The organism is Amycolatopsis ruanii (assembly GCF_003385175.1).
GTDB classification, from domain to species: domain Bacteria; phylum Actinomycetota; class Actinomycetes; order Mycobacteriales; family Pseudonocardiaceae; genus Amycolatopsis_E; species Amycolatopsis_E thermalba.
In genome coordinates this window covers 1-26,356 of the sequence record NZ_PQHY01000062.1, presented here as the reverse complement: position 1 = coordinate 26,356, position 26,356 = coordinate 1, and the positions used below count along the sequence as shown (strand labels likewise).

Here is a 26,356-nt window from a genome sequence, read left to right as displayed (position 1 = left end):
GTGGACACGGCAGGCACGATCACCCAGGCCCGCGAACCCGGCGACCCGCCCCGCCCGCGACCGCGGCCGGCGGCCGCGAGAGCGTTGACCTGCCTGGGAATCCTGCTCGCCTCGGCCCTGCTGCCGGGTGCCGTGGCGCAGGCCGCGCCCGCCCCGCGCGTGCTGCTGAACCAGGACTTCCCGGACCCCGACGTGCTCAAGATCGGCTCCGGCTACCACGCCTTCGCCACCACCGGCCCGTCCGGCCGCATCCCGGTCGCCGCCGCCGCGGACGCCGACGGGCCGTGGCGGGTCGCCGGCGACGCGCTCGCCGCCGACCCGCCCTGGGCGGACCCGAAGGGCGGCTACTGGGCGCCGGACGTCACCCGCCGCGCCGACGGCACCTTCCTCATGTACTACGCGGCGGTGTCCACACGGGACCGGCACCGCTGCATCGGCACCGCCGTGGCGAACTCGGTGGCCGGCCCCTACCAGCCGACCGGGGACGGGCCGCTGATCTGCGACCCCGGCGACCAGGGCGACATCGACCCGCAGACCTTCCAGGCCCGCGACGGCACCCGCTACCTGCTCTACAAGGGCGAGCGCCCCGGCGGCGGCACCTCGGCGATCTTCGTGCAGAAGATGACCCAGGACGGCACCGCGACCGACGGTCCCCGCACCGAGATCCTGCGCGCGGACCGCCCGGAGGAGAACGGCGTCGTCGAGGCGCCGGTGATCACCCAGCGCGGCGGCCGGTTCGTGTTGTTCTACTCCGCCGACGACTTCCGCAACACCACCTACCAGACCCGCTACGCCACCGCGTCCGCGCTGACCGGCCCGTACACCAAGGCCGGCCGGCCGCTGCTGACCACCGAGTCGATCGGCCGCGCCACCGAGGGCCCGGGCGGGGCGGACGTCGCCGGCGGCCGCGTGTTCTTCCACGGCTGGCTGAACGGCCAGCGCGCCGAGCGCGGCCTGTTCAACCTGAACCTGGAGTTCGTCAAGGGCGTGCCGCAGGTGTCCTAACCGGACTCGCCGCCGAACCGCCGTTCCAGATCGGACACCTCGGGCAGCCCGACGAGGCCGGTGAACTCGCCGAACGAGGGCAGGCCCGGCAGCGCGGCCGCGGGTGTGCCGTCCGCGCGCACGGTCTCCAGCAGGGCCCGGACCCCGGCGGTCGCCGCGAGGAGCGTGCCGATCGGGTACAGCACGAGCGCGAACCCCAGCTCCACGAACAGCAGGTCCGCCCCGGCCGCGGCGTAGGCGCGGGCCCGGCCGATCGCGTCGGCGAGCCCGTGCACGGCGGCGGCGTCGGTGCGCGCGATCAGCACGAAGTCCGGGTCCCGCCGGGCCGCCACGGCCGCCCGCAGCTTGCCCACCATCTCCTCGCGGGCGATGACGGCCTTGCCGCTGAGGTGCCCGCACTTCTTCGGGCTGACCTGGTCCTCCAGGTGGATGCCGGCCACCCCGGCCTGCTCGTAGGCCTGCACGGTGCGGATCACGTTGAGGGCGTTGCCGTAGCCGGTGTCGGCGTCGGCGATCACCGGCACGTCCACCGCGGCCACGATCCGCCGGGCGTTGTCGATCATCTCCGTGCCGGTCAGCAGGCCGACGTCGGGCCGCCCGATCAGCGACGCGGTGGTGCCGAACCCGGTCATGTAGACCACGCCGAACCCGGCCTGCTCGATCAGGCGGGCCGTCAGCGCGTCGTAGGCGCCGGGCGCCACCAGTGGTCCCGGTGCCGCGAGCAGCTCCCGCAACCGCTTCCGCGGCTCCGGGCCGCGGCCCAGCAGGTCTCCCACCGCGTCCTCCTCGCATCCGGTCGGCCCGGCCTCCGTCACCTACGCTAGTCCGCAGGGTGGCGGCTCGCCGAGTGGACAACGGCGCAACGTTCGTGCAACGTTCTAGCTCTGTGGGTGGTCGAGTGAGGGGTGGCTGGATGCGGACCGTGACGGGCCCGGCGGAGCGGATCGTCGTGGTGGGGGCCGGGCTGTCCGGGCTGGCGGCGGCGCTGCACCTGGCCGGGCGGGGGCAGCAGGTCACCGTGGTGGAGCGCGAGCCGGTGCCCGGCGGCCGGACCGGGCGCCTGGACCTGGGCGGCTACCGCATCGACACCGGCCCCACGGTGCTGACCATGCCCGATCTCGTCGACGAGACCCTCGCGGCCGTCGGCGACAGCCTCGCCGGCCGCCTGGACCTCGTCCCGGTCACGCCCGCCTACCGCGCCCGCTTCGCCGACGGCAGCAGCCTCGACGTGCACAGCGACCCCGAGGCCATGACCGAGGCGGTACGCGCGTTCGCCGGACCGTCCGAAGCGGACGGCTACCGGCGCCTGCGCGAGTGGCTCACCCGGCTCTACCGCACCGAGTTCGACCGGTTCGTCGCCGCCAACTTCGACTCGCCGCTGGCCCTGGTCACCCCGCACCTGGCCCGGCTGGTCGCGATGGGCGCGTTCGGGCCGCTGGACCGCAAGATCGGCCGCTTCCTGCGCGACGAGCGGCTGCGCCGGGTGTTCTCCTTCCAGTCGCTCTACGCCGGGCAGTCGCCCCAGCACGCGCTGGCCGTGTACGCGGTGATCGCCTACATGGACACCGTCGCCGGGGTGTTCTTCCCGCGCGGCGGACTGCGCGCCCTGCCCGACGCCCTGGCCGCGGCCGCCGCGGACGCCGGGGTGGAGTTCCGCTACGGCACGGAGGTCACGGCGCTGGCGCGGTCCGGCACGCGGGTGACCGCGGTGGAGACCACCGGCGGCAGCCTGCCCGCCGACGCCGTCGTGCTCACCACCGAACTGCCGGCCGCCTACGCGCTGCTCGGCCGGACCCCGCGCCGGCCGGTACCGCTGCGGCCCGCCCCGTCCGCGGTCGTCGTGCACGTCGGCACGCGGCAGCGGTGCGACACCGCGCACCACACCATCCTGTTCGGCGCGGCGTGGCGGCGGACGTTCTCCGAGCTGATCACGCAAGGACGGCTGATGACCGACCCCTCCCTGCTGGTGACCCGGCCGACGGCCACCGACCCCGCGCTCGCCCCGGACGGGCGCGACCTGCTCTACGTGCTCGCGCCCGCGCCCAACCTGCGGCGCGGCCCGGTGGACTGGGACCGCGTCGGCGACGCCTACGCCGACGAGGTCCTCGGGCACGTCGCCGACCGGCTGCTGCCCGGTCTGGGCGGCAGCATCGAAGCCCGGCACGTCGTCACCCCGGCCGACTGGGCCCGGCAGGGCATGATCGCCGGGACACCGTTCGCGCTCGCGCACACCGTCGCGCAGACCGGTCCGTTCCGGCCGCGCAACCTGGTGCGGGGCACCGAGAACGTCGTGCTGGCCGGCGGCAGCACCGCGCCCGGGGTGGGCGTGCCGACCGCGCTGGTGTCCGGGCGCCTGGCCGCCGACCGCATCACCGGCGCCCGCGTGCCCGCGGCCGGCGCCATCCCGGTGGCGGCGCGATGACCGGGGCCCTGGACGCCGCCGGGATCACCGAACCGCGCCTGCGCGCGGCCTACGTCCGCTGCCGCCGCCTCAACGCCGAGCACGGCCGCACCTACTACCTGGCCACCCGGCTGCTCACCAAGGCGCAGCGCCCGGCCGTGCACGCGCTGTACGGGTTCGCCCGCTTCGCCGACGACATCGTCGACACCGCCGCCCCGGGCAGCGATCCGGCCGCCCGGCTGGAAGCGCTTTCCACGGCGCTGTTCGCCGGGCTGGACAGCGGCCACAGCGACGACCCGATCCTGGCGGCCGTGGTGGACACCGCGGCGCGCTACGGCATCCGGCGCGACCTGTTCACCGCGTTCCTGGACTCGATGCGGATGGACCTCACCGTCACCGGCTACGCCGACCGCGCCGCGCTGGAGAAGTACGTGTACGGGTCGGCCGAGGTCATCGGGCTGCAGATGCTGCCCGTGCTGGGGACCGTGGGCGAGCCCGGGGAAGCCGCGCCGTACGCGGCGGCGCTGGGCAAGGCGTTCCAGCTGACCAACTTCCTGCGCGACGTCGCCGAGGACCTCGACCGCGGCCGCGTCTACCTGCCCGCCGACGAGCTCGCCGAGCTCGGCGTCGACCGCGACCTGCTGCTGTGGTGCCGCCGGCACGGGCGCACCGACCCGAAGGTGCGGGCGGCGCTGGCCGCCCAGCACGCCGCCACCCGGGAGATCTACGCCTACGCCCGCGCGGGCATCGACCGGCTGCACCCGGTGTCCCGGCCGTGCATCGCGACCGCGCTGGTGCTGTACTCGGAGATCCTGGACCGGATCGAAGCAGCCGGCTTCGCCGTGTTCGCCCACCGCGCCCGGGTCGGCCGCGCCCGGCGGGTGCGGCTGGCGGTCACCGGGCTGGCGCGGGCGATGTGGGCGCGGCGGGGACGGCGCGCGGCCGACCTGACCGCGGCCGCGACGGAAAGGTGGGCGTGAATGGACCGTTACCAGTACCTGCTCGTCCTGGCCGGGTGCCTGCTCATCACCCTGCCGCTGGAGTTCCTGGGCGCCCGCGTCTACCGGCGCCCGGCCGTCCTGGCACGCGCGGTGCTGCCGGTGGCGCTGGTGTTCCTGATCTGGGACGCCATCGCGATCGCCCGCGACGTGTGGTGGTACAACCCGGCCTACGTCACCGGGGTGCGGCTGCCGTTCGCCGTCCCGCTGGAGGAAGTGCTGTTCTTCCTGGTCATCCCGGTGTGCGGCGTGCTGACCTACGGGTGCGTGCAGGCGATGCTCGGCCGGTTGCGCACGCTGCGGAAGGTGCGCCGGTGACCGGGCTGGGGTACACGCTGCCCGCGGTGCTCGCGGTCATCGTGGTGTGCGTGTGGGAGCTGGCGTACCTGCGCACCGGGCTGTTCCGCAAGCCCGCCTACTGGATCTCGATGGCGATCGTGGTCGGCTTCCAGATCCCGGTCGACGGCTGGCTCACCAAGCTGAGCGCGCCGATCGTGCTCTACGCGCCGGAGCACACCAGCGGTCTGCGGTTCCCGTGGGACATCCCCGTCGAGGACTTCCTGTTCGGGTTCGCGCTGGTCACCGCCGTGCTGCTGCGGTGGGAGCGGCGCACCGCCAGGCAGGAGCGGGCATGAGCGTGGACCGCACCGGCCTGGCCCGGCACGAGGTGCCCGGCGCGTTCGACACCGGCGCCGCCGCCTACGACCGGCTGGTCGGCGCGAACCCCGGTTACCACGCGCACCTGCGGTTGTCGGCCCGCCGGATGCGCCTGCCCGGCGGCGGCCGCGGGCTGCGGCTGCTCGACGCGGGCTGCGGCACCGGAGCCTCCACCGCCGCGCTGCTGGCGGTCGCGCCGCACGCCGAGATCGTCGCCTTCGACGCCTCCGCGGAGATGCTCGCCCAGGCGCGGCGGAAGTCCTGGCCCGCCACCGTCCACTTCGTCCACACTCCGGTCGAAGAGCTGGCGCCGGCCGGGATCACCGGGCCGTTCGACGCGATCTTCGCCGCGTACCTGATCCGCAACCTCGCCGACCCGGACGGGCAGCTGCGCGCGTTGCGGGCCCTGCTCAGACCCGGCGGGACGTTCGCCGCGCACGAGTACTCGGTGCGGGATTCGCTCGCCGCCCGTCTGATGTGGCACGCGGTGTGCTGGAGCATCATCATCCCCGCCGGGCGGCTGGCGACCGGCGACGCCACGCTGTACCGGCACCTGTGGCGCAGCGTCTCGTCCTTCGACGGCGCCGCGCGGTTCCGGCAGCGGCTCGCCGGCGCCGGGTTCACCGCCGTGCACAGCGAGACGATGACCGGCTGGCAGCGCGGCGTCGTGCACACCTTCCTGGCCACCAACCCCGAGGAGACCGCGTGACCGACCGCCGCGCCGTCCGGCACCGCGGCCCCGCCGGCGCGGCGGACGCCCGCGCCCTGCCGCACCGGCCGTCGGTGGTCGTGGTGGGCGGCGGGATCGCCGGGCTCACCGCGGCCACCGGGCTGGCCGAGCGCGGCGTCGCCGTCACCGTCGTCGAGCGGGAGAACGTGCTGGGCGGGCGCGTGTCGGCCTGGACCGACCGGCTCGCCGACGGCAGCACCGTGTCGATGAGCCGGGGTTTTCACGCGTTCTTCCGCCAGTACTACAACCTGCGGGCGCTGCTGCGGCGCGCCGACCCCGGCCTGACGCGGCTGCGACCGGTCGCCGACTACCCGCTCGTCGACGCCGCGGGCCGCCGGGACACCTTCCGCGGCCTGCCGCGCACACCGCCGTGGAACGCGCTCGCCTTCGCACTGCGCAGCCCCACCTTCCGCCTGGGGGACCTGTTCCGGCTCAACGCCCGTGCCGCCGCGCCGCTGGCCGCGGTGTCCGTGCCGGGCACCTACGAGCGGCTCGACGAGGTGGACGCGGCGACGTTCCTGGAGCGCGTCAACTTCCCGCCCGCCGCGCGGCACCTGGCGTTCGAGGTGTTCTCCCGCAGCTTCTTCGCGCCGCCGTCGGAGATGTCGGCCGCCGAGCTGGCGACGATGTTCCACCTGTACTTCCTCGGCTCGTCCGAAGGGCTCGTGTTCGACGTGCCGGACTCCGCCTTCGACACGGCGCTGTGGGAGCCGCTGCGGGAGTACCTGGTGCGGCTGGGCGTGCGGTTCCGCACCGGCACCGAGGCCGCCGGGGTCACGCGGGACGGCGCGCGGTGGGCGGTCGACGGTGCCGCGGCCGACGGGGTCGTGCTCGCCACCGACGTCGCCGGGCTGCGGTCGATCGTGTCGGCCTCACCCGATCTGGCCGACGAGGAGTGGCGGTCGCGCGTGCTCGGGCTGCGGACCGCGCCGCCGTTCCTGGTGCACCGGCTGTGGCTGGACCGCCCGGTCGCGCCGGACCGGCCCGCCTTCCTCGCCACCGGCGGGCTCGATCCGCTGGACAACATCAGCGTCCTGGACCGCTACGAGCGTGAGGCCGCTTCGTGGGCGGCCCGGCACTGCGGGTCCGTCGTGGAGCTGCACGCCTACGCCTGCACCGGCGAGGTCACGGTGCTGCGCAAACAGCTGGTGGACCGGCTGCACCAGCTCTACCCGGAGACCGCGGGGGCGCCGGTCGCCGGGGAACTGGTCCAGTGGCGGCGCGACTGCCCGCTGTTCGGCGTCGGCGACTTCGCCCGCCGCCCCCGCGTGCGCACCCCGTTCGACGGGGTCGTGCTGGCCGGCGACGGGATCCGCATCGATCTCCCGGTCGCGCTGATGGAACGCGCGGCCGCGACCGGCTGGCACGCCGCGAACTGCCTGCTCGCGCGGTGGGGGCTGGCCGGGCACGAACTGACCACCGTGCCGGTCCGCGGGCGGTTCGCGCCGCTGCGGGCCCTGGCCGCGCTAGGAGGGTGAGGATGGCACCGCGCTGGCCCCGGAACTGGCCGCTGCAACCGATCCCGCGCACGCCGTGGGCCCGGCAGGAGCCCACCTACCGGGAGGCGAAGCCGTCGCTGATCGAGGCCGCGCTCAAGCGGGCCGAGGCGCGGCCGTCGGGGAACTGGTACGTGTTCGCCGCCAGCCGGGACGTGCGCGCCGACCGGCCGTACGGGTTCTCGGTGGCCGGGACCGAGCTGGTCGCGTGGCGGGACCGGACCGGGAAACTGCTGGTCGGGCCCGGAGTGTGCCCGCACCTGGGCGCCCCGATGGCGCTGGGCCGGGTCGACGACGGCGGCCTGCGGTGCCGGTGGCACGGCCTGCGCCTGGACGAGCGGTCGTGCCGCCCCGCCTTCGACGACGGGATGCTGGCGTGGGTGCGGCTGGACCACCTCGGCGGTGAGGAACCCTTGCCGTCACCGGTCGTCCCGGCCCGGCCGTCCGGCGGGGTGGACTCGGTGGCGCGCCTGGACGGGGTGTGCGAGCCGCGGGACATCATCGCCAACCGGCTCGACCCGTGGCACGGCTCGTGGTTCCACCCCTACTCGTTCACGCGCCTGAGGGTTCTCTCGGCGCCGGGCGAGGTCGACGTGGCCGACGCCGACGACCGCTTCGTGGTGGCGGTGACCTTCCGCGTCACCCCGACGCTCGGGGTCCCGGTCGAAGCCGAGTTCACCTGCCCCGGGCCCCGGACGATCGTCATGCGCATCACCGGCGGCGAGGGCGCCGGCAGCGTGGTGGAAACCCATGCCACGCCGCTGGGCCCCGGCCGGGACGGCCGCCCGCGGACCGCGGTGATCGAAGCCGTGGTGGCCGCCTCGGAGCGCCCCGGCTTCCGGGTCGCGCGCGCCGCCGCCCAGGCGCTGCGGCCCCTGATGCGTCACGCCGCCGCCCGGCTGTGGAAGGACGACCTCGCCTACGCCGAGCGCCGCTACCGGCTCCGCGCTCAGGAATGGACCAGCCGCGACGGCCGGTCCGAGGCCGGCCACACGTAGGGCAGATCGTCCGGCACGCCGTCGAAGAACCGCCGGTAGTGCTCCGGATCCTTGTGCAGCAGCGCCGACTGGTGGCTGCGGTGGAACTCCGGGTCGCCCAGCCACGGCGGCATCTCCCCCGCCTCCCGCAACGCCTGCTCGTCCCGCGGCTCGGTGACGCCGACCGCGCGCGCCAGGTCGCCGGTCAGTTTGGTGGCGCACGTGTCGCTGCGCCCGGCCGCGCACCACACCCGGCACACCTCCAGGCCGTAGCGGGTGAGCGCCTCCTCGTAGCCCGTCCACATCTTCGCCGCCGGGTGGTGCCGCCACCCGTAGCCCGGCACCGTCAGCGCCCGCAGCACCTGCAGCGTCTCGACGCGCTGCTTGCCCAGGCGGCGCGCGTCGAGCACCCGCGCGGTGTCGGCGAACCCGGGGTAGGGCAGGAACGTCTGCACGTCAGCCCACCCGCTCGTCCGGGGTCGCCTCGTGCCCGGACACCCCCCGCGTGCGCCGTTCCCGCTTCAGCTCGGCCTCGAACAGGTGCCGCCGCCCGCCGGTCAGCTCCCGCGCCTGCCGTTCGAACGCGCGGAACGGCTGGTAGTAGGTGTCGTCGAAGTCCTCGACCACCTGGAACGTCCACCGCCCCGGCAGCACGTTGCGGCCCACCAGCTCGCGGGCGATGCGGTCGGCCAGCTCGTCGTGGCCGGCCTTGCGCAGCAGCTCCACGGCCTCGCCGACGGCGAAGTCGGTGGTGCCGGTCATGCGGTGGAACTGGTAGAGGTGCCCGCGGGCGACCTCCAGGGTCTCCAGTGCCTCCGTGAGCTTGCCGACCGCCTCGACGGTCGCGCGGTCGTACCGGTCGGCCTCGGGGTGGTCGTCGTCGAGACGGGCGTCAGTCATGGTGGACGGATACCCACCGCGAACCGTTTCACAACCGTTGCTACGTGAGCACGGGTTCGCGTTTCCGGCGCGTGCGCGACACCGCCACCCCGGCCAGGCAGAGCACGCCGCCGGCCAGCGACAGCCAGCCCGGCACCTCGCCCAGCACGGCCCACGCCATCAGCACCACGACCGCGGGGACGGCGTAGGTGGTCGAGCCCATCTTCCCGGCGGTGGTGCGCGCCAGCGCGTACGCCCAGGTGGTGAACGCCAGTGCGGTCGGGAAGACGCCGAGGTAGAGCATGCTCAGGGTGGCCCCGGCGGGGGCGGTCGCGAGGCCGTCGAGGAGCTGCCCGGTGAACGGCAGGCAGACGACGGTGCCGATGAGGCAGCCGAACGTGGTCACCTGCAGGGCCGACGCGTGCTTCAGGGCGGGCTTCTGGCTCACCACGCCACCCGCGTAGGTGATGGCGGCGAGCAGGCACAGCACCACCCCGAGCACCGGCGCGTGCCCGCGGCCGGACATCGACAGCCCGACGACGACGGCGCCGGCGAAGGACACGGCCAGGCCCGCGAGCAGCCGGCCGGGGAAGCCCTCGCGCAGCAGCCAGCCGCCGAGCAGGGCGATCAGGATGGGGCCGACGTTGACCAGCATCGCCGCCGTGCCCGCGTCGACGAGCTGCTCACCCCAGTTCAGGACGACCATGTAGGCGCCGAACCAGAGCACCCCCGCCCCGGCGATGCCCGGCCACGCCTCGCGGCGGGGCAGCCCCTCGCGGCGGATGACCAGGAAGACGAGGAGGGTGAGCGTGCCGGCCGGGAGCCGGCCGAGCGCCAGCGCGCCCGGCGCGAAGTACTCCCCCGCCCCGCGGATGGCCACGAAAGCCGACGCCCACAGGACGACGGTGGTGAGCGCCGCGACCATCGCGCGGCGGTCCATGCTGAGATCCACGGCCCGGAGGTTATGCGCCGGAGATGTCGGTGTCCGGCGATTTTCCGCCACGGCGCCCGACGAGCCGGTCGAGCAGCAGGGGGTTGCCGGGCCAGGCGGCTTCGAGGACTTCGGCGGGCACCCGCCGCGCCGCGTACCGCAGGGCGAGCACCACGACGACGACGTCGTCGAGCGGCCCGATGACCGGCAGGAATTCGGGAATCAGGTCGATGGGCGAGAGCACCCACAACCCCGCGAAGACCACGGCGAGCTTGGCGCCGAGCGGCACGCGGGGATCCTTCCGGAGCCGTCTGGCGGTGGTCACGCAGTCGGGCAGGAAGCGGGCCAGATCGCGGACCAGCCCCGGTGGCAGCAGCTGAGCGAGCAGGAGGAGAAGCCCCCACGAGGCGAGGACAATCCCGCCGGCGATCAGCACGCCCGTGAGCCACCCCGGCACCGACCTGCTCCTTCTCGTGTCCCGCCCGGTCAGCCTACTGGCTCACCCAGCGTGACCGGCCGCGCTTATAGCGCACTGTTGATCACGCGCAGTCACCCACCCCCTTGTCACCCGGCCTGTCCGGATGGGCTACTCTGGTGCGCACAAGAAAAGAGCAAGTCCGAGTGGCGGAATGGCAGACGCGCTAGCTTGAGGTGCTAGTGCCCGTAAAGGGCGTGGGGGTTCAAGTCCCCCCTCGGACACACTTTCGTGGCAGATCTGCCACATCTGGCGTACCAGTGCTTCAGTGCAATCCACCACCTGACTGCGGCATGTAGGCCGCGTCTGTGTGTCTCCTGGCGGTGGTCCTCGTGACCGGCGCCGTGATCAAGCCGGTCATCCCGGCTACTCCTTCTCCGCGCGACGGTCATGCCGCTGTCGGCATCAGGACCGCCCGTCGAACGCTGCCACTCCCCGCAATGGCGGCACCTCGCACGAGCGACGTCGTGTACGGGATGGCGGCGGTGGACTGCCGGGGCCGCGTAGCCGATCGAACGGTGCTGACGGCGCTGTCTTGGGCACCCGGCGACCGCTTGGACATCCGGGAAGCTCACGGCCTCCTTCTCGTTCGCCGCGACGACCACGGCGTGTTCGGCGTGACGAAGCAGGGGCACCTTCGGCTGCCCGCCACCGTTCGCCACCGCTGTGGCCTGGTTCCCGGCGACCGCGTCCTCCTGGTCACCGACTCCAAGCGGGGCCTGCTCATCGTCCACCCGCCCGCAGCGCTCGACGACCTCCTCGCCCATCGCCACACCGAAGTGCTGGACGGTGATCCCGCATGACGACGGCCGATTTGGACGCCGCGCGTCTGCTGCTAGCCCGAATGGGGCTGTCCCCCGAGGACCTCCTCAGTGCCCCGGCAAGTCGGCCACCCGTGCCTACCTTCCACGAGTACATCCCGATCGTCTCGGGCGCGGTCACCGACGGCACCCGCCGGGTCTACGGCTCCTACTGGAACCGCATCGACACCCACTGGGGACACCGCCGTCTCGACGATCCCACCCCATCAGAGATCAAGCAGCTGGTCGAACACGTGAAGACCAACGCCGTACCCCGCCGCAACGCCCGCGGCGGGCGCAGCGCTGGCGAACATCTCATCGCCGCCCTGCGCTGCCTGTACCGGCACGCCGAAGACGACGGCCTCATCGACCCGGCCGACAATCCGGCCACGAAGGTCGCCAAACCCCGCCGCCTGCCCTCCACCCGCCGCGCCGTCGCCGACACCCGGCTGGCCGAGATCAACCACGTCGCCGCCACCACCGGTAACGACCCCGCCCTCGACAGCCTGATCCTGCGCCTGCACACCGAAACCGCCTGCCGCCGCGGCGGCGCACTTGCCCTTCGCCCCCAAGACCTCGACCGCGACCAATGCCTCGTCTTCCTCCGCGAGAAAGGCGAAACCGTGCGCTGGCAGCCGGTGTCGCCAACCCTGATGACCCACCTCCAACAGCACGCCGACCAACGTCACGCCCCACGGGACGGACAACTCCTTCGCTACGCCGACGGCCGGCCGATCACCACCAGACGCTACGACCACCTCTGGACCCGGCTCGGCAACCACCTCCCCTGGGTCGCCACCCAGCAAATCTCCACCCACTGGCTCCGCCACACCACCCTCACCTGGGTCGAACGCAACTTCGGCTACGCCATCGCCCGCGCCTATGCCGGGCACACCGACCACAACAACGACGCCGGAACCACAACCACCTACGTCCGAGCCAGCATCCAAGAAGTCGCCGCCGCGCTGGCGACCCTCACTGGAGAGCCACACTCACTCGCCTAGAGCCACGCGCGCCGTGGCCCTTGGGCGTGAACTATGTCCGCGATACCGCGCTGACCTGCGAAAACATGACTCCTGCAGGTCAGCGCGGTTCGTTCAGGACCGTTGAGGCGCGTTCCGGCCGGTTCAGCGCACAGTCCTGCTCCCGGTTTGCTCCCCACGGTGCTCCCCGAACTAGTTCGAGCGTCGACGGGCTCTCGACGTCGACGAACCGCAGTCGAGGCGCAATAGGCCATCCGGCACGCGCCCTCGGATCTCCCGAGCTGCCCACGCCAGTACCTCGGTAGCCGCGGTCGCCAGCGTTCGGCCTGCGCAGTCAGGGGTTGATAGACACCAGGCGGAGATGGTCTCTACGCGAAGGACCGGCATTGGCCGGCCTTCCACCACTTCCCGGGCTCACTGTTCTAGCCAATCCGAAGACGTGCCGATTGAACTCGTCGTAGGTGAGCTTGAGATTGTCGACGATCGCGGTCACGCCTGAGCCGTTCGCGCGAAGGTGCGCGAGCACCTTCTCCAAGATCTGTGATGACTCGGGCAGGAGGTCGCTGCCAGGTTCGCTCCGGCGGTATCCGCGCTTGGCCAGTTCGACGCATGCGCTCCGATAACCCCACTCGGTAAGCAGACCGAGTTCGCTGAGGCGGTGGGTGAGCGCCATCGCCGACACACGCCACCTGCGACTCGCCCGGATGAGCTGATCGGGGCTGGCGTTGCGCAGGTTGTGCGCGAGGACGTCCGCTCTGGGCATCAGGAACGCGGCGGCGAACCGGTCGGCTTGACGCTCGGCTTCGCGGCCTTGTGCTCGTTCTCGGCCTTGATGCATGACCAGGTGCCCGAGTTCATGTGCCGCGTCGAAGCGCTGTCGTTCTGCGGTCTTGCCGGTGTCGATGAAGATGAACGGCTCGTTCTCGATGTACAGAGAGAACGCGTCGACGTCGCGGACTTCCTGCACCAGTGAGAACACTCGGACGCCGTGTGCTTCGAGCAGATGGACCATGTTCGGTATCGGACGCTGGTCAAGGTTCCATTGGCTTCGGACACGGAGTGCAATCGTCTCGATGTCGTGCAGAGTCGCGTCCTGCGGCAGGTTGAGCGAAGGAACATCGACCGCGGGAAGCCGGTATCGCTCGGCGATCCAGCCGGCGATCTCCCTGGCAATCTCCCCTGCCGCGAGCACGGCGTCGCGCCGGAACGCCGGGGTCTTGGTGAGTGCACGGAAACTCACAGCTGCAACCGGAATCGGGCTGACCTCCGCTTGCATGAAGAACTCGACGGGAAGGCGGAGAACCTCGGCCAGGCGGTCGAGACTCTCCGGTGTCGGGTCCTGGTGGCCCTTCTCCCAGCGGTTGATCGTCTGCGGGCTCAAGTCCGTCATACGCCCAAGCTCTGCCAGCGTCAGTCCGCGCAACTTGCGCGCCAGGATGAGACGTGACGGTGAGACGGACACGTGAGAACTCCGCTCCTCTGCACTAGATCGGTTGGACGTCGATGTCCGGCCCTGCGTCCAGATCATCGTCGGGGGTGATGATCACACTAGTATCGGCGTACGTGTACGGCAGCGGGGGCAGCGGGATCCGCTGATGATACTTCGTGATCTTGTCCTCCACCCGCTCCGCGGGCCTGGACAGTTCCGAGTAGACGACGCCGTCACGGAACGAGAACATGAACAACCACAGCGCGGGCGGCTCAGTTGACGACGGAATGTGCCGCCCTGCCCCTGTGACCTCGAACAGCGGGACCGTGCGAGGCACCTCGTCGATGAGATCGCGCAGCACCGTACGCAGACCCGTCTTGGGCGTAGGACAGGTGCCAAACAGTCCGGTGCTGTCGTCGCCGGCCCGCACCACCACGTAGAAGCCGCGCGAGGGATGCCAGGTCTTGGAAAGGCCGCCGGTCTCATCCTTGTCCCAGCCGGTCTGCTCTCGGAAGCTGATCACAGCCTCGCTCCACTGGTCCTGGCCAGGCGTCTGGGCCGGCGCCAGCGGGCTGGTCCCGTCCCTCTTACGCTGCCCGTTCTCCGCGACCCGATGCAACAGGTCCACCGTGAGATCGAGGGGCTCCAGCTGCTGTGCTGCCCAAGTCAGCCATCCATCGAGGTCGCCGGGGTCAGGCAGGGCGTGCGCATGAGTCAAGCTGCCTCCTTCACTCAAGGCGACTATAGACCAGACCTCAAATGAGGTCGCGTTTATTGCCGACCACGGCGAGTCGCCCTGAGTGGGGCGCCAGCGCGAGGCCCCGCGCCGGACACCGGAAACCGGGGTGCGAGCTGCGCCAGACCACGACAGCAGGGACATCGGGGAGGCAAACCGCCTGCGAGGTCCTGGTAATGACCGCGGCCTCGATTGGTCCCCTGCCCACGCTCGTGCCGCCCGAGGGACTCGGGGCGGCTCTCGTGTGCGGAGCCGCCCCGAGCGGGCTGGAGGTTCCCTGACTGAGTCCAACCCTGTCCGCCGGCCGATCAAGGGCCGGAGGTCCTGCCGCGTCAGGCGCCGATGCGGCCGCCGTCGGTGCGGTGCACGCTGATGACCGATGGGCGGACCAGGTGGCCGGGGCCGTCGGGCCAGGTCGAGCGCGGTTGTTCGACACTGGCGCCGTCGAGTTCGCCCGGGTGTTGCACGGCGACGAGGACACGCCGTTCTTCGATGATGGGGCCGCAGGTCTCCGCGCCGATCGGGACGGTGAGGAACTGCTTGACCTGTCCGCGGTTGGGTCCGTCGATGGCGACGCCGAAGAGGCCGTCGTTGGATTTCAGCGCGTTGCCGTCGGTGGCGATCCAGAGGTTGCCGTGCGGGTCGAAGGCGACGTTGTCGGGGCAGGAGATCGGGCTGACCTGGTCCTTGGGGAACCCGGCGAAGTAGGTGCCCGGGTCGGCCGGGTCGCCGCAGACCAGGAACAGTCGCCAGCGGAAGCTGGTTGCGGCGGCGTCGTTGCCGGACTCGATGACTTCCATGACCTGGCCGTGCCGGTTGCCGGTGCGGGGGTTGGCCTCGTCGGGGCCGGCCTTGCCTGCGGCGCCGCGGTCGGAGTTGTTGGTCAGGGCGACGTAGACGGTCCCGGTGCGGGGATGGGGTTCGACGTCCTCGGGCCGGTCCATCTTGGTCGCCCCGGCCTTGTCGGCGGCGAGCCGGGTGTAGACGTAGACCTCCTCGGCGGTCATGCCGTCGACGAAGGACCGGGTGCCGCTGGCGAGCGGGATCCACTGTCCGGTGCCGTCGAACTCGCCGTCGGAGGGCAGTTTCCCGGACCCGTCGATCTCGCCGGTGGGGCTGTCGCCGGTGAACTTGGCGACGTAGAGTGTGCCCTCGTCCAGCAGCGTGCGGTTGTGCCGCCGGGCGCTCTGGCTGTTGCCCTTCTTGAACCGGTTCTTGGAGACGTACTTGTAGAAGTAGTCGAACCGTTCGTCGTCGCCCATGTAGAGCACGACGCGACCATCGCGGGTCAGGCGCGGTTCGGCCGCCTCGTGCTTGAACCGGCCCAGCGCAGTGAGCTTGCGCGGCTTGGCGGCCGGGTCGAAGGGGTCGATCTCGACGATCCAGCCGTGCCGGTTGACCTCGTTGGGTTCCTGGGACACGTCGAACCGCTTGTCGAAGCGTTCCCATTTGCGTTCGCTGGCCAGGCCGCGCAGGCCGTAGCGCGCGAGGCGGGCCTTGGCGGTGGGGTCGGTGTTCAGGTCGGCGTTGCCGAAGTACTGGTTGAAGTTCTCCTCGCCGGAGAGCACGGTGCCCCACGGCGTCATCCCGCCGCCGCAGTTGTTCAGCGTGCCCAGGACCGTCCTGCCGGCCGGGTCCGCCGAGGTCTTCAGCAGCGCGCTGCCCGCGGCCGGGCCGGTGAACTCGATCGGCGTGGTCGCCGTGACGCGCCGGTTGAGCCGGTGCCCCCGCACCGGGGACAGGCGGCCGTTCCGGCGGTTCTCCTCGAGTGCGACCACGGACATGCCGTGCGCGGCCCAGGCGATCTCGACCTGCGCGCGGGTGGGGTTCGCCGCGTTGTATCCGGCGAACATCAGGACCTCGTCGGTGTACTCGTGGTTGGCGACCAGGATCTTGCGGTCGCGCTCTCCGGGCAGGTCCAGCAGCGCCAGGTAGTCGCAGTTGTAGCCGAACTGGCGGGCCTGCGCGGTAGCGCTCTGCCCGGCCGGGGAGAACTGCGGGGCGCCGGCCAGCACCGGGTCGCCCCAGCGGATGACCACCTCCTGCTCGTATCCCGGCGGGATGGTCACCGCGTCGGCGGTGTTGGGCGCCACCGGCTCGAAGCGCAATCCCGGCGGCACGGCGCCCGGCCCGGGCTTGCCCGCCGTGGTCGCGGCGGCGGATGCGGTGCCGGTCAGCGCGGCCGTCCCGGCGACGGCCCCGGCGGCCAGGGTCATCACCGCGCCGGCGCGCAGCATCGAGCGGCGCGACAGCGCGCCGGTGATGACGTCGCCGAGGTAGGGGTTGTCCGAGGTGTTCGGCGCCGGGTGGAAGCAGGCGTCGCCACAGCGGTAGCGGCACGTCATGGCAGCCCGGCCACCCTCGTGGGAGGCCAGCAGGGGCAACGGCACTGTTCTGTGCCCGGGTTCGGATCGGGGCGCCACGGAACCTCCAAAGCAGTCCATTCGGGAACGAGATCCACCCTGACTAGATCGGTGGATCTCGATCCAGGACGTTAGGCGGTGATCGGGCAATCCCGGCGACCAGGAGATGAACTCCAGGCGAACGCTGCCGCGCCGTCGCGTGCGGCTACGTCCGCGCCGGAGCGGTGGCGGGCCGCTGCTGCCGGGTCCAGGCTTGGGTGGCGACCTGGATCGCGTCGAAGGGACTGCCCAGCGGTGGTGTGTAGGACAGGTCGAGGTCTTCGACTTCCGCGACGGTCATGCCGTGGTAGAGCGCCGTGGCGAAGGTGTCGATGCGCTTGTGCACGGCCGAGTCGAGGTGGCCGGTCATCTGGGCGCCGAGGAGTTTGCCGGTGCGGCCATCACCGGTGATGCGCAACCGGATGGGCCGGGCGCCTGGGTAATACGCTTTGTGGTCGTCGGCGGAGAGGTCGACGGTGGCGGGCTGGAAGCCGGCGGCCGCTGCCTCGTGCTCGCGCAGCCCGGTCCGGGCGATGGCGAGGTCGAAGACCTTGAGCACCTGCGTGCCCAGCGACCCGGCGAAGGTGCGGTGGCCGCCGAGCGCGTTCTCCCCGGCGACGCGGCCCTGCTTGTGCGCGGTCGTGCCGAGCGGCAGGTAGGTGTCGCTGTCGAGGACGCGGTGGTAGGTGTGCACGCAGTCGCCGGCGGCGAAGATACCGTCCACGCTGGTGCGCATGCCGCGGTCCACCGCGAACGCCCCGCGGGCACCGAGGGCGATGCCCGCGGTCTCGGCCAGGGCGGTGTCGGGCCGGACCCCGACCACGACCAGGACCAGGTCGGTGTTGCGGTCGAAGCCGTTGCTGCCGCGCACCCGCAGGCCCGTGCCGTGGCGTTCGACGCGCTGGACCGTGGTGCCGGTGTGCACGGTGACGCCGTGGGTGTCCAGTTCCGCGGCGACCAGATCGCCCAGAGTCGTGTCTACTGTGGACAGCACCTGGGGCAGCTGCTCAACCAGGGTGACGTCGAGGCCGCGGGTGCGCAGGGCCTCCGCCATTTCCAGGCCGATGTAACCGGCGCCGACGATGACCGCCGAGGTCGCCCCGCCGTCCAGTGTGGAGGTGAGGGCGAATGTGTCGTCCATGGTGTGCAGGAGGTGCACGCCCTCGGCCGGGCCGAGGTCGGCGAGCCCGTCGATCGGCGGGCGCACGGGGACGGCGCCGGTGCCGATGACCAGCTGGTCGTAGTCGAGGCGCTCGGTGTTCCCGCGCTCCGTGCGGACCGTGACGATCCGCTCGACCGGGTCGATCGCCAGCGCCCGGGTGTCGAGCATGAGGTCGAGGCCGGCGTTGCCGAGGTCGTCGCGGGTGCGGTGGGCCAGAGTTCGCCAGTCGCCGACCTCCCCGGAGACGTGGTAGGGGATGCCGCAGATGGAGAAGTTCGGGTAGGCGTCGGCCACCACGAGCAGTGGCCGGATCGCCGGGTCGAGTTCGTGGGCGCGCAGGCCGGCGCTGATTCCGGCGTCGCTGCCGCCGATCACGAGCAGGCGGGTCACAGGTGTTCCTCCAGGAGGTCGTTGATGTCGGCGACGGCGGCGCGGGCGGTGGGGCCGACGCCGATCAGGGTGGCGGAGGCGGGGCCGGTCCAGTCGCCGTAGCCGAGCAGGTGCAGCCGGGGCTCGGCGACGGCGCGGGTGCCCGTGGTGGGGGTGTGGCCGTGCTGGGTGCGCAGCCGCAGTGGTACGAGGTGGGCGAGTGCGGGCCGGAATCCGGTGCACCAGATGACGGCGTCAGCGCTGCGGCGGGTGCCGCCCTGCCAGACCGGGCCGGTCTCGCCGAGGCGGGCGAACATCGGGAACGCGGAGAGCGCGCCGGCGTCGCGCGCGGCGCGGACCGGGGGCACGGCGACGATGTCACCGAGGCCGCCGACGCCGCCGGTGTCGGCGCGCCCGGTGTCGAGCGCCTGTTTGCGGCGGGTGGCGATGTCGAACAGGGCGCGTCCGTCGATGTCGTCGGGGAGGTAGCGCGGGGGCCGGCGGGTCACCCAGATGACCTCGGCCACGCCGGTGAGGTCGGCGGCGATCTGGGCGCCGGAGTTGCCGCCGCCGACCACGACGACCCGTTGGCCGCGGAAGGTCTCCGGCGAGGTGTAGTCGGCGGTGTGCAGTTGCTTGCCGGCGAACACGTCCCGGCCGGGCACCGCCGGGATGAAGGGGCGGTCCCAGGTGCCGGTCGCGCTGATGACCGCTCCGGCGATCCACGTTCCGGCGTCGGTGTCGACCCGCAGACCGCCCGGGTGGGGGTGCACGCCGTGCACGCGGACCGGACGGTGGACGGGCAGGTCGTAGCGCTGCTGGTAGGCGCGCAGGTAGGTCACGACGTGCTCGGCCGTCGGATAGCTCTGGCCGGGAAACGGGGGCATCGGCCATCCAGGCAGGGAGCTGTGCTGGGCCGGGGAGAACAGCCGCAGCGAGTCCCAGCCGTGGCGCCAGGCCCCGCCCGGGCCCGGCTGGCTGTCGAGGATGACGAAGCCCAGGCCGGCCCGGCGCAGGTAGTAGCCCGCCGCCGAGCCGGCCTGACCGCCGCCGATCACGACGACCTGGGTGTGGTTCACGCCGCGGTGCGCGCGGCCCAGCGTTTGCGGAGCCAGAGGCTGACGTAGACCAGTGCGACCAGCACCGGGACCTCGATGAGCGGGCCGACGACCCCGGCCAGCGCCTGCCCGGAGGTCACGCCGAACACGCCGATCGCCACCGCGATGGCGAGCTCGAAGTTGTTGCCCGCCGCGGTGAAGGCCAGGGTGGTCGTGCGGGCGTAGTTCAGGCCGATGGCCTTGCCCAGGGCGTAGGACCCGGCCCACATGACCGCGAAGTAGACCAGCAGCGGCAGGGCGATCCGGGCGACGTCCAGCGGGCGCGAGGTGATCGTGTCGCCCTGCAGGGCGAAGAGCACGACGATGGTGAACAGCAGGCCGTACAGCGCGATCGGGCCGACCTTGGGCAGGTACTTCGTCTCGTACCAGGTGCGCCCCTTGGCCTTCTCACCGAGCCGCCGGGACAGGTAACCGGCCAGCAGCGGGATGCCGAGGAAGATCAGGACGCTCTTGGCGATGGTCCAGGCGTCGACGTCGAGCGCGGCGGTGTCCAGGCCGAGCCAGCCGGGCAGGATCTCCAGGTAGAACCAGCCGAGCACGCCGAACATGATCACTTGGAACACCGAGTTGAGCGCGACGAGCACGGCCGCGGCCTCCCGGTCACCGCAGGCGAGGTCGTTCCAGATGATGACCATGGCGATGCAGCGGGCGAGGCCGACGATGATCAGTCCGGTGCGGTACTCGGGCAGGTCCGGCAGCAGCAGCCAGGCCAGCGCGAACATCAGCGCGGGCCCGATCAGCCAGTTCAGCACCAGCGAGGCCACCATGGTGCGCCGGTCGCGGGTGACGGTGTCCAGCCGGTCGTAGCGCACCTTGGCCAGCACCGGGTACATCATCAGCAGCAGGCCCAGTGCGATGGGCAGCGACACGTCGCCGACCTTGACCGCGTCCAGCACCCGCTGCAGGCCGGGGATGAACTTGCCCAGCAGCACACCGGCGATCATCGCGGCGCCGATCCAGACCGGCAGGAACCGGTCCAGGAAGGACAGCCGGTGCAGGACGGCCTCGTCGGCGGCGGGCGTCGTCTCGGTCGTCTGGCTCAACAGGGCCTCCTGGCCTCGGTCTGGTGTCGGGCACGCTCGGCGAGCGCGGCCAGGGAATCCGCGGCGCGCTGGACCGCGTCCGCGCGGAGCCGGTAGTAGGTGAACCGGCCGGCCGGTTCGGCCTCGACCAGTCCCGCCTCACGCAACTGGCGCAGGTGGTTCGAGATGTTGGTCTGCCTGGCGCCGGTGGCATCGACGAGGTGGCACGTGCACAGCGCCTCGTCGGCCAGGAGTTCCAGGATCCGGGCCCGCAACGGGTCGGCCAGCACCCGCAACGCATCAGTATCGAGTGACATCAGTCAAGAATGATACATCAGTGCCGACTGATCCGTGCTCGCGTGGTGGGCGAGCGGTCAGTCGCAGCGGGTGGGGTCCTCGTCGTCGGCACCGGGTTGGTCGCGCAGGGGGCCGCCGGGTCGCAGGAGCTGGTCCATGAGTTCCAGGGGTTCGTGCACGATGCGGTACCAGCTCCAGGTGCCCCGGCGTTCCCGGCTGAGGATGCCGGCCTTGACCAGGATCTTGAGGTGGTGCGACAGCGAGGACTGCGGCATGTCGAACTCGTCGGCGAGATCGCAGAAGCACGCCTCGCCGGTCGGCGCCTGGCGGACGAGGGAGAGCAGCTGGACCCGGACCGGGTCACCGAGCGCCTTGAACAACGCAGCCGCCGCGGCCGCGTCGTCCCCGCGGAAGGACTGCGCCTTCGACGAAGGCAGCGGCAGGCCGGCCAGCGGTACCACCCCGTTCCTGTGCTCCGTGCGCACCTCACCCACCGCCATGATGTCATCATCATCAACGGGGATGAACGTCCGGTGAACGTGGCTCGGAGCCGGGCACGGTGAACCGGTATCCCAGGCCGCGGACGACCTTGATCCACTGCGGGTCGGCCTCGTCGTCGCCGAGGCGTTTGCGCAGCCGCAGGACGTGCACCGACAGCGTGTTGCTGTGGGTCGCGGCGCCGCGATCACCCCACACCGCCTGGAGCAGCTCTTTGCGGGTGAGCACGGCGCCCACCCGTTCGGCGAAGTAGCGCAGGAGCAGGAACTCCATCGGCGGCAGCGGGACGGTCCGGCCGTCCAGCCAGAACTGCGGGACGGCCCCGTCCACCCGGAGCCGGCCCAGGTCGATGGGCAGCGGGCGCAGGTCGACCTGGTCCGGGCGGGGCGCGAACGAGCGCAGCAGCCGCAGCAGCTCCCGCGGCCGGTAGGGCCGCGGGACGACCGCGGTGGCGCCGAGCTCGGTGGCGCGGACGGCGAAGTCGCCGGATCCGGGTCCGGCGGCCGCGACGACGGGCAGGTCGGGGTCGTCGGCGCGCAGGATGGTGAGGAACTCGGCGGCGTCCAGCCGGCCGCCGCCGGGGCCCACGACCACCACGTCCGGGCAGGTCCGCCCGACCTGCAGAAGCGCCTCGGCCGGGTCCGCGCAGGCTTTGACCTCGACCGGTTGCCCGGCCAGGGCGTCCAGCAGCCTGCGGACCAGGTCGGTGTCGCGTTCGACCAGGAGCACGGCGAGGCGGCCGGCGCGCCTGCCGCCGGCCGACAGGCAGGCCCGCCGGCGGGCGTGGAACTGGGAGTTGTCCGATTCCCAGCCTTGGGTCAGCATCCCCGACATCTGCCGTCCTCAGCCGAAGCGGCCGGTGATGTAGGCCTCGGTGCGGGGGTCGTCGGGGTTGGAGAAGATCCGCTCGGTGGTGTTGAACTCGACCAGCTGCCCGATCCGGTTGCCCCGGTCGTCGACCTCGGCGGTGAAGAACGCGGTGCGCTGGGACACGCGCGCGGCCTGCTGCATGTTGTGCGTGACGATGATGATCGTGTAGGTCTGGGCCAGCTCGTCCATCAGGTCTTCGATCTTGGCGGTGGCGATCGGGTCCAGCGCCGAGCAGGGCTCGTCCATGAGGATCACCTCGGGCTGGGTGGCGATCGCGCGGGCGATGCACAGCCGTTGCTGCTGACCGCCGGACAGGCCGGCGGCGTTCTGCTTGAGCTTGTCCTTCACCTCGTCCCACAGGGCCGCCCCGCGCAGGGCGCGTTCCACGACCTCGTCCATGCTCGCCGGCTTCATCCCGGTGACCCGGGGCCCGTAGGCCACGTTGTCGTAGATCGATTTCGGGAACGGATTGGGCTTCTGGAACACCATGCCGATCCGGCGGCGCAGTTCGATCACGTCGACCGCGGAGTCGTACATGTCGACGCCGTGGTAGGACACCCGGCCGTGCACCTTCGCTCCGGGGATGAGGTCGTTCATCCGGTTCAGGCAGCGCAGCACCGTCGACTTGCCGCAGCCCGAGGGGCCGATCAGCGCGGTGATCTCCTTGCTGCCGAAGTCGAGGTCGACCTCGCCGACGGCGAGGAAATCGCCGTAGCTCACGCCGAGACCGCGGGTGGTGATCACACCGTCGGGCTCGCTGTCGGGAATCTCCGGTGCCTTGTGCTGGGAGATCTCATCGAGCAGTCTCCTGCCCTGTCCGTCGGGGTTCACGCCGGTCTGCTCCACTCGTGTTCGGGTCATGCTCGGGTCTTCCTTGTGGTCGAGGGGGTCACCAGCGTCGCTGGAACCGGTTGCGCAGCCAGATCGCCAGCCCGTTCATGGCGAGCAGGACGAGGATCAGCAGCAGGATCGTCGACCAGGCCAGGTGCTGGAACTCGATGGCGGGCAGCGACACCAGGTTGAAGATCTGCACCGGCAGCACGGTGTAGCGGTCGAAGATGCCGTCGGGGTTGACGGTGACGAAGACCGTCGCGCCGACCAGGATCAAGGGCGCGGCCTCGCCGATGGCGCGCGAGAGCGCCAGGATCGACCCGGTGGCGATGCCCGACACCGACGCGGGCAGCACCTGCCGCCAGGTGGTCTGCCACTGCGTCGCACCGAGCGCGAGCGAGGCGTCCCGGATCTCGCGGGGCACGGCGCGCAGCGCCTCCCGGGTGGTGATGATGATGACCGGCAGGATCAGCAGCGCCAGCGCCACCGAACCGGCCAGCGCGACCGCGCCGACCGACAACGGTCCGCGCACCACGAAGGCCAGGGTGAGGATGCCGTAGATCACCGTGGGCACCGCGACCAGGTTCTGGATGTTGAGCTCGATGAGCCGGTTCCACCACTTGGTGTTGTCGGCGTACTCCTCCAGGTAGATCGCCGCGGCGACGCCCAGCGGCAGCGCGAGCACGATGGTGCCGGCCATCACCCACAGCGTGCCGAAGATCGCCGACTGCACACCGGAGGTCGCCGGCCGCAGCTTCGAGGGCTGGTTGCCGATCAGGTTGCCGTCGAACCGGGCCAGCCCTTCGGAGATGATCACGACCAGCACCGTGCACAGGAACAGGCACGCGATCGCCAGGCAGGCCCACAGCAGGCCCGCGAACACCGCGGAGCGGACGTCGAACCGGCGGCGGCCGGTGAGCGTGGCGGCGCTGTCGTACTCCAGCAACGTCATCAGTAGGCCTGCCTGTACTTACGGACCAGCGCGATGCTGATCATGTTGATCACCAGTGTGATGAGGAACAGCAGCGCGCCCACCGCGAACAGCGAGTAGTACACCGGACTGCCCTGCGGGGCGTCCCCGCTGGCGACCTGCGCGATGAACCCGGTCATCGTCTGCGCGCCGACCAGCGGGTTGAGGGTGAACTGCGGCTGGTTGCCCGCGGCGATCGCCACGATCATCGTTTCCCCGACCGCCCGGGAGATGCCGAGCACGATCGCGGCGACGATGCCGGACAGCGCGGCCGGGAACACCACCCGCAGCGTGGTCTTCATCCGGTTGGCCCCCAGCGCGTAGGACCCCTCTCGCAGCGAGCCCGGCACCGCCGACATCGCGTCCTCCGACAGCGACGCGACGGTCGGCACGATCATGAAGCCCATCACCAGGCCCGGGGAGAGGTTGTTGAAGATGGCGGCGCCGACGACGTCCTGCAGCACCGGGGTCAGGATGGTCAGCGCGAACACGCCGTAGACCACGGTCGGCACGCCGGCCAGGATTTCCAGCACCGGTTTGAGCACCTTGCGGGTGCGCGGGTTGGCGTACTCCGACAGGTAGATCGCCGCACCGAGCCCGAGCGGGACCGCCACCACCAGTGCGATCAGCGTCGTGCTCGCCGTGCCCAGCACCAGCGGCAGCACGCCCCAGTTCTTGTCGTCCCACGCGGCCTTGTCACCGAACCCGGCCGTCCAGCTCGTGCCGGTCAGGAACTCGCCGAACCCGACGTGGCTGAAGAAGGTGACCAGTGGGGCCAGCAACGCGACCGCGGTCCCGGCCGTCACCGCCACCGACACCAGCGCCGAGCCGGCCAGCCCCGCCAGGATGAGCCGTTCCCCGATTCGGCTCCGCTTGCGGCGAAGGTCGACCGGGCGGCCGCCCGAAGGCGGGCTCCCCGCACCCGGGGAGCCCGCCGTGACCGGTCCAGCGACCATCAGGCGCCGGCCTTGGTCTTGAGTGCCTGCAGCTCGGACTGCGCTGTGGTCACCTGCGCCTGCGTCAGCGGGATGAACTTGGCCGCCTGGACGATCTCGGTGTTCTTCTCCAGGTAGAACTCGGCGAACTTGAGCACCTGCGGCTTCTTCAGCCCGGCGTCGGAGACGTAGATGAACAGCGGGCGCGACAGCGGCTTGTAGGTCCCGTCCTGCGCGGTCTGCACCGACGGTGCGACGCACCCGTTGCCACCGTCGACCTTGACGGCCTTGACCTTGTCGGCGTTGGCCTCCAGGTAGGAGAAGCCGAAGTAGCCCAGCGCCCCCTTGGTCGCCGACACGCCCTGCACCGTGACGTTGTCGTCCTCGGTCGGGTTGTAATCGGTGCGGCTGTCACCTTCCTTGCCGTTGATCGCCTCGGTGAAGTAGTCGAAGGTGCCCGAGTCCGAACCGGCGCCGAACAGCTGCAGCGGCTCGTTCGGGAACGAGGGGTCCACCTCGTTCCAGTTCTTGACCGTCGAGCCCGGCTCCCAGATCTTCTTCAGCTGATCCACGGTCAGGCATTCGGCCCACGTGTTGTCCTTGTTGATCACCACACTCAAGGCGTCGTTGGCGACCAGCAGCTCACTGAAGGCGATGTTCTTCGCCGCGCATTCCGCCTTCTCCGAGTCCTTGATCGGACGGGAGGCGTCGGAGATGTCGGTCTCGCCCGCGCAGAACTTCTTGAAGCCCCCACCGGTGCCGGAGGTCCCGACGGTGACGTTGGTGTCCGGGTTCTCGCCCATGAACAGCTCGGCCGCGGCCGAGGACAACGGCTCCACCGTGCTCGATCCGTCGATCACGACCGGCCCGGACACCGCCTCGCCCGTGGCCGCGCCGTCGTCTCCGCTGCCACCGCACGCGGCCAGGGTGAGCCCGGCTGCCATCACGACGGCCGCAGCCCGTGCCCGCTTGAACTGGCGGATGGTCACTTGGTGTGCCTCCTGCTAAGGGTCCCCGGCACACGCGCCGGGAGGATCCGTCCGCCCCGCGGTCGCGAGGCCCCTGCATCGAATAATTTCGTTCTAAACGAAGGGTGAACGAAGAGTGAAGGCGGGGCCTCGAATCGAAAAATGTCGTTCCAGCGGTCTCGCGCTAGGTGTATCCGGTCAGGACGTTGGTAGCGGCGTGTCTGGCTGAGTAAAGGAGAACCTCCGGTTGGGATGTGGCTTGTCTAAGGCCCACTCCGATCCGGAGGTTCTCGTGTTCCACGGTAGTGCCCGGCTGACGGTTCACGGTCGGCGACTGATCGTTCAACGCCACCAGGCCGGCTGGAAACAGGCCCACATCGCCGAAGCGATGGGCGTGTCCCGCAAGTGTGTGAAGAC

The 26,356-nt window shown here is 71.5% G+C and carries 28 protein-coding genes, 1 tRNA gene and 1 pseudogene; 12 read left to right on the top strand and 18 right to left on the bottom strand.

Features of this window, described 5'->3' with window-relative positions; all coding sequences use genetic code 11:
- Positions 1 to 1,005, top strand: coding sequence for a glycoside hydrolase family 43 protein (locus tag D0D28_RS26855; protein WP_116113455.1), 1,005 nt, complete (start codon positions 1 to 3; stop codon positions 1,003 to 1,005).
- On the opposite strand, the gene D0D28_RS26850 is transcribed toward D0D28_RS26855, so the two are convergent.
- A complete protein-coding gene (locus D0D28_RS26850; RefSeq protein WP_240323367.1) occupies positions 1,002 to 1,781 on the bottom strand; it encodes an isocitrate lyase/PEP mutase family protein in 780 nt (259 codons plus the stop codon). The two genes, D0D28_RS26855 and D0D28_RS26850, sit on opposite strands and share 4 nt — an antisense overlap.
- 137 nt (positions 1,782 to 1,918) lie before the next feature.
- Between D0D28_RS26850 and crtI the strand changes: the two genes are divergently transcribed.
- The 7 genes from crtI to D0D28_RS26815 are packed head-to-tail and all read left to right on the top strand — an operon-like array spanning position 1,919 to position 8,285.
- The gene (gene crtI, locus D0D28_RS26845; protein ID WP_116113450.1) at positions 1,919 to 3,427 is read left to right on the top strand and encodes a phytoene desaturase family protein; all 1,509 of its coding nucleotides are present in this window, start codon (positions 1,919 to 1,921) and stop codon (positions 3,425 to 3,427) included.
- Positions 3,424 to 4,386, top strand: a complete 963-nt coding sequence (locus D0D28_RS26840) for a phytoene/squalene synthase family protein (RefSeq protein ID WP_116113447.1) — start codon at positions 3,424 to 3,426, stop codon at positions 4,384 to 4,386. The genes crtI and D0D28_RS26840 overlap by 4 nt, the downstream gene beginning before the upstream one ends.
- Entirely contained in the window at positions 4,387 to 4,722 is a 336-nt protein-coding gene (locus tag D0D28_RS26835) for a lycopene cyclase domain-containing protein (protein WP_094003095.1), read from the top strand.
- On the top strand, positions 4,719 to 5,039 hold the full coding sequence (locus D0D28_RS26830) for a lycopene cyclase domain-containing protein (protein WP_094003096.1): 321 nt from the start codon (positions 4,719 to 4,721) through the stop codon (positions 5,037 to 5,039). Before D0D28_RS26835 ends, D0D28_RS26830 begins: the two co-directional genes overlap by 4 nt.
- Positions 5,036 to 5,770 (top strand): class I SAM-dependent methyltransferase, encoded by a 735-nt coding sequence (locus D0D28_RS26825; RefSeq protein WP_094003097.1) that lies wholly within the window; start codon positions 5,036 to 5,038, stop codon positions 5,768 to 5,770. Before D0D28_RS26830 ends, D0D28_RS26825 begins: the two co-directional genes overlap by 4 nt.
- Positions 5,767 to 7,269, top strand: coding sequence for an NAD(P)/FAD-dependent oxidoreductase (locus D0D28_RS26820; protein WP_116113444.1), 1,503 nt, complete (start codon positions 5,767 to 5,769; stop codon positions 7,267 to 7,269). Before D0D28_RS26825 ends, D0D28_RS26820 begins: the two co-directional genes overlap by 4 nt.
- Positions 7,270 to 7,271: 2 nt before the next feature.
- On the top strand, positions 7,272 to 8,285 hold the full coding sequence (locus D0D28_RS26815; RefSeq protein WP_116113441.1) for a DUF5914 domain-containing protein: 1,014 nt from the start codon (positions 7,272 to 7,274) through the stop codon (positions 8,283 to 8,285).
- Here the strand turns inward: D0D28_RS26815 and D0D28_RS26810 are convergent.
- Genes D0D28_RS26810 through D0D28_RS26795 form a run of 4 tightly spaced genes read right to left on the bottom strand, consistent with a single transcriptional unit; the run spans position 8,237 to position 10,510 of the window.
- On the bottom strand, positions 8,237 to 8,719 hold the full coding sequence (locus D0D28_RS26810) for an MSMEG_6728 family protein (RefSeq protein WP_094003100.1): 483 nt from the start codon (positions 8,717 to 8,719) through the stop codon (positions 8,237 to 8,239). The two genes, D0D28_RS26815 and D0D28_RS26810, sit on opposite strands and share 49 nt — an antisense overlap.
- A gap of 1 nt (position 8,720) precedes the next feature.
- A complete protein-coding gene (locus D0D28_RS26805) occupies positions 8,721 to 9,164 on the bottom strand; it encodes a hypothetical protein (protein ID WP_094003101.1) in 444 nt (147 codons plus the stop codon).
- A 40-nt stretch (positions 9,165 to 9,204) separates the two neighbouring features.
- The gene (locus tag D0D28_RS26800) at positions 9,205 to 10,083 is read right to left on the bottom strand and encodes a DMT family transporter (protein ID WP_116113438.1); all 879 of its coding nucleotides are present in this window, start codon (positions 10,081 to 10,083) and stop codon (positions 9,205 to 9,207) included.
- Between the two features lie 22 nt (positions 10,084 to 10,105).
- A complete protein-coding gene (locus D0D28_RS26795) occupies positions 10,106 to 10,510 on the bottom strand; it encodes a YkvA family protein (protein ID WP_240323366.1) in 405 nt (134 codons plus the stop codon).
- Between the two features lie 179 nt (positions 10,511 to 10,689).
- Here D0D28_RS26795 and D0D28_RS26790 point away from each other — a divergent pair.
- The 3 genes from D0D28_RS26790 (at position 10,690) to D0D28_RS26780 (ending at position 12,353) form a co-directional block, all read left to right on the top strand.
- Positions 10,690 to 10,773 (top strand) — tRNA-Leu (locus D0D28_RS26790).
- Between the two features lie 108 nt (positions 10,774 to 10,881).
- Positions 10,882 to 11,352: an AbrB/MazE/SpoVT family DNA-binding domain-containing protein gene (locus D0D28_RS26785; protein WP_240323365.1), complete on the top strand. Its 471-nt coding sequence runs from the start codon at positions 10,882 to 10,884 to the stop codon at positions 11,350 to 11,352.
- Positions 11,349 to 12,353 carry a tyrosine-type recombinase/integrase gene (locus D0D28_RS26780; RefSeq protein ID WP_116113430.1) on the top strand — a complete coding sequence of 335 codons (1,005 nt, stop codon included), beginning with the start codon at positions 11,349 to 11,351 and terminating at the stop codon, positions 12,351 to 12,353. Before D0D28_RS26785 ends, D0D28_RS26780 begins: the two co-directional genes overlap by 4 nt.
- Positions 12,354 to 12,666: 313 nt before the next feature.
- Here the strand turns inward: D0D28_RS26780 and D0D28_RS26775 are convergent, their stop codons facing one another.
- The 13 genes from D0D28_RS26775 to D0D28_RS26715 form a co-directional block, all read right to left on the bottom strand.
- Entirely contained in the window at positions 12,667 to 13,794 is a 1,128-nt protein-coding gene (locus D0D28_RS26775; protein ID WP_205413366.1) for a helix-turn-helix domain-containing protein, read from the bottom strand.
- A 22-nt stretch (positions 13,795 to 13,816) separates the two neighbouring features.
- A complete protein-coding gene (locus D0D28_RS26770) occupies positions 13,817 to 14,479 on the bottom strand; it encodes a hypothetical protein (RefSeq protein WP_116113426.1) in 663 nt (220 codons plus the stop codon).
- A 350-nt stretch (positions 14,480 to 14,829) separates the two neighbouring features.
- Entirely contained in the window at positions 14,830 to 16,842 is a 2,013-nt protein-coding gene (locus tag D0D28_RS26765; protein WP_198958101.1) for a PhoX family protein, read from the bottom strand.
- 223 nt (positions 16,843 to 17,065) lie between these two features.
- Positions 17,066 to 18,451 (bottom strand): FAD-dependent oxidoreductase, encoded by a 1,386-nt coding sequence (locus tag D0D28_RS26760; RefSeq protein ID WP_094003109.1) that lies wholly within the window; start codon positions 18,449 to 18,451, stop codon positions 17,066 to 17,068.
- A complete protein-coding gene (locus tag D0D28_RS26755; RefSeq protein ID WP_116113423.1) occupies positions 18,448 to 19,509 on the bottom strand; it encodes an ArsO family NAD(P)H-dependent flavin-containing monooxygenase in 1,062 nt (353 codons plus the stop codon). Before D0D28_RS26755 ends, D0D28_RS26760 begins: the two co-directional genes overlap by 4 nt.
- Positions 19,506 to 20,591: an ACR3 family arsenite efflux transporter gene (gene arsB, locus D0D28_RS26750; RefSeq protein WP_094003111.1), complete on the bottom strand. Its 1,086-nt coding sequence runs from the start codon at positions 20,589 to 20,591 to the stop codon at positions 19,506 to 19,508. Before arsB ends, D0D28_RS26755 begins: the two co-directional genes overlap by 4 nt.
- Positions 20,588 to 20,887, bottom strand: a complete 300-nt coding sequence (locus tag D0D28_RS26745; RefSeq protein ID WP_094003112.1) for an ArsR/SmtB family transcription factor — start codon at positions 20,885 to 20,887, stop codon at positions 20,588 to 20,590. The genes arsB and D0D28_RS26745 overlap by 4 nt, the downstream gene beginning before the upstream one ends.
- A 57-nt stretch (positions 20,888 to 20,944) precedes the next feature.
- On the bottom strand, positions 20,945 to 21,367 hold the full coding sequence (locus D0D28_RS26740; protein WP_094003113.1) for an ArsR/SmtB family transcription factor: 423 nt from the start codon (positions 21,365 to 21,367) through the stop codon (positions 20,945 to 20,947).
- A gap of 13 nt (positions 21,368 to 21,380) precedes the next feature.
- Complete coding sequence (locus D0D28_RS26735; RefSeq protein WP_116113420.1) at positions 21,381 to 22,199, bottom strand: winged helix-turn-helix transcriptional regulator; 819 nt, start codon at positions 22,197 to 22,199, stop codon at positions 21,381 to 21,383.
- Positions 22,200 to 22,208: 9 nt separating this feature from the next.
- On the bottom strand, positions 22,209 to 23,096 hold the full coding sequence (pstB, locus tag D0D28_RS26730; protein ID WP_094003115.1) for a phosphate ABC transporter ATP-binding protein PstB: 888 nt from the start codon (positions 23,094 to 23,096) through the stop codon (positions 22,209 to 22,211).
- Between the two features lie 28 nt (positions 23,097 to 23,124).
- On the bottom strand, positions 23,125 to 24,018 hold the full coding sequence (pstA, locus tag D0D28_RS26725) for a phosphate ABC transporter permease PstA (RefSeq protein WP_116113417.1): 894 nt from the start codon (positions 24,016 to 24,018) through the stop codon (positions 23,125 to 23,127).
- A complete protein-coding gene (pstC, locus tag D0D28_RS26720; RefSeq protein ID WP_116113414.1) occupies positions 24,018 to 24,992 on the bottom strand; it encodes a phosphate ABC transporter permease subunit PstC in 975 nt (324 codons plus the stop codon). The genes pstA and pstC overlap by 1 nt, the downstream gene beginning before the upstream one ends.
- Complete coding sequence (locus D0D28_RS26715) at positions 24,992 to 25,960, bottom strand: PstS family phosphate ABC transporter substrate-binding protein (RefSeq protein WP_198958102.1); 969 nt, start codon at positions 25,958 to 25,960, stop codon at positions 24,992 to 24,994. The genes pstC and D0D28_RS26715 overlap by 1 nt, the downstream gene beginning before the upstream one ends.
- Before the next feature lie 271 nt (positions 25,961 to 26,231).
- On the opposite strand from D0D28_RS26715, the pseudogene D0D28_RS26710 reads away from it, so the two are divergent.
- A pseudogene (locus D0D28_RS26710) lies at positions 26,232 to 26,356 on the top strand (leucine zipper domain-containing protein); the annotation flags it as partial.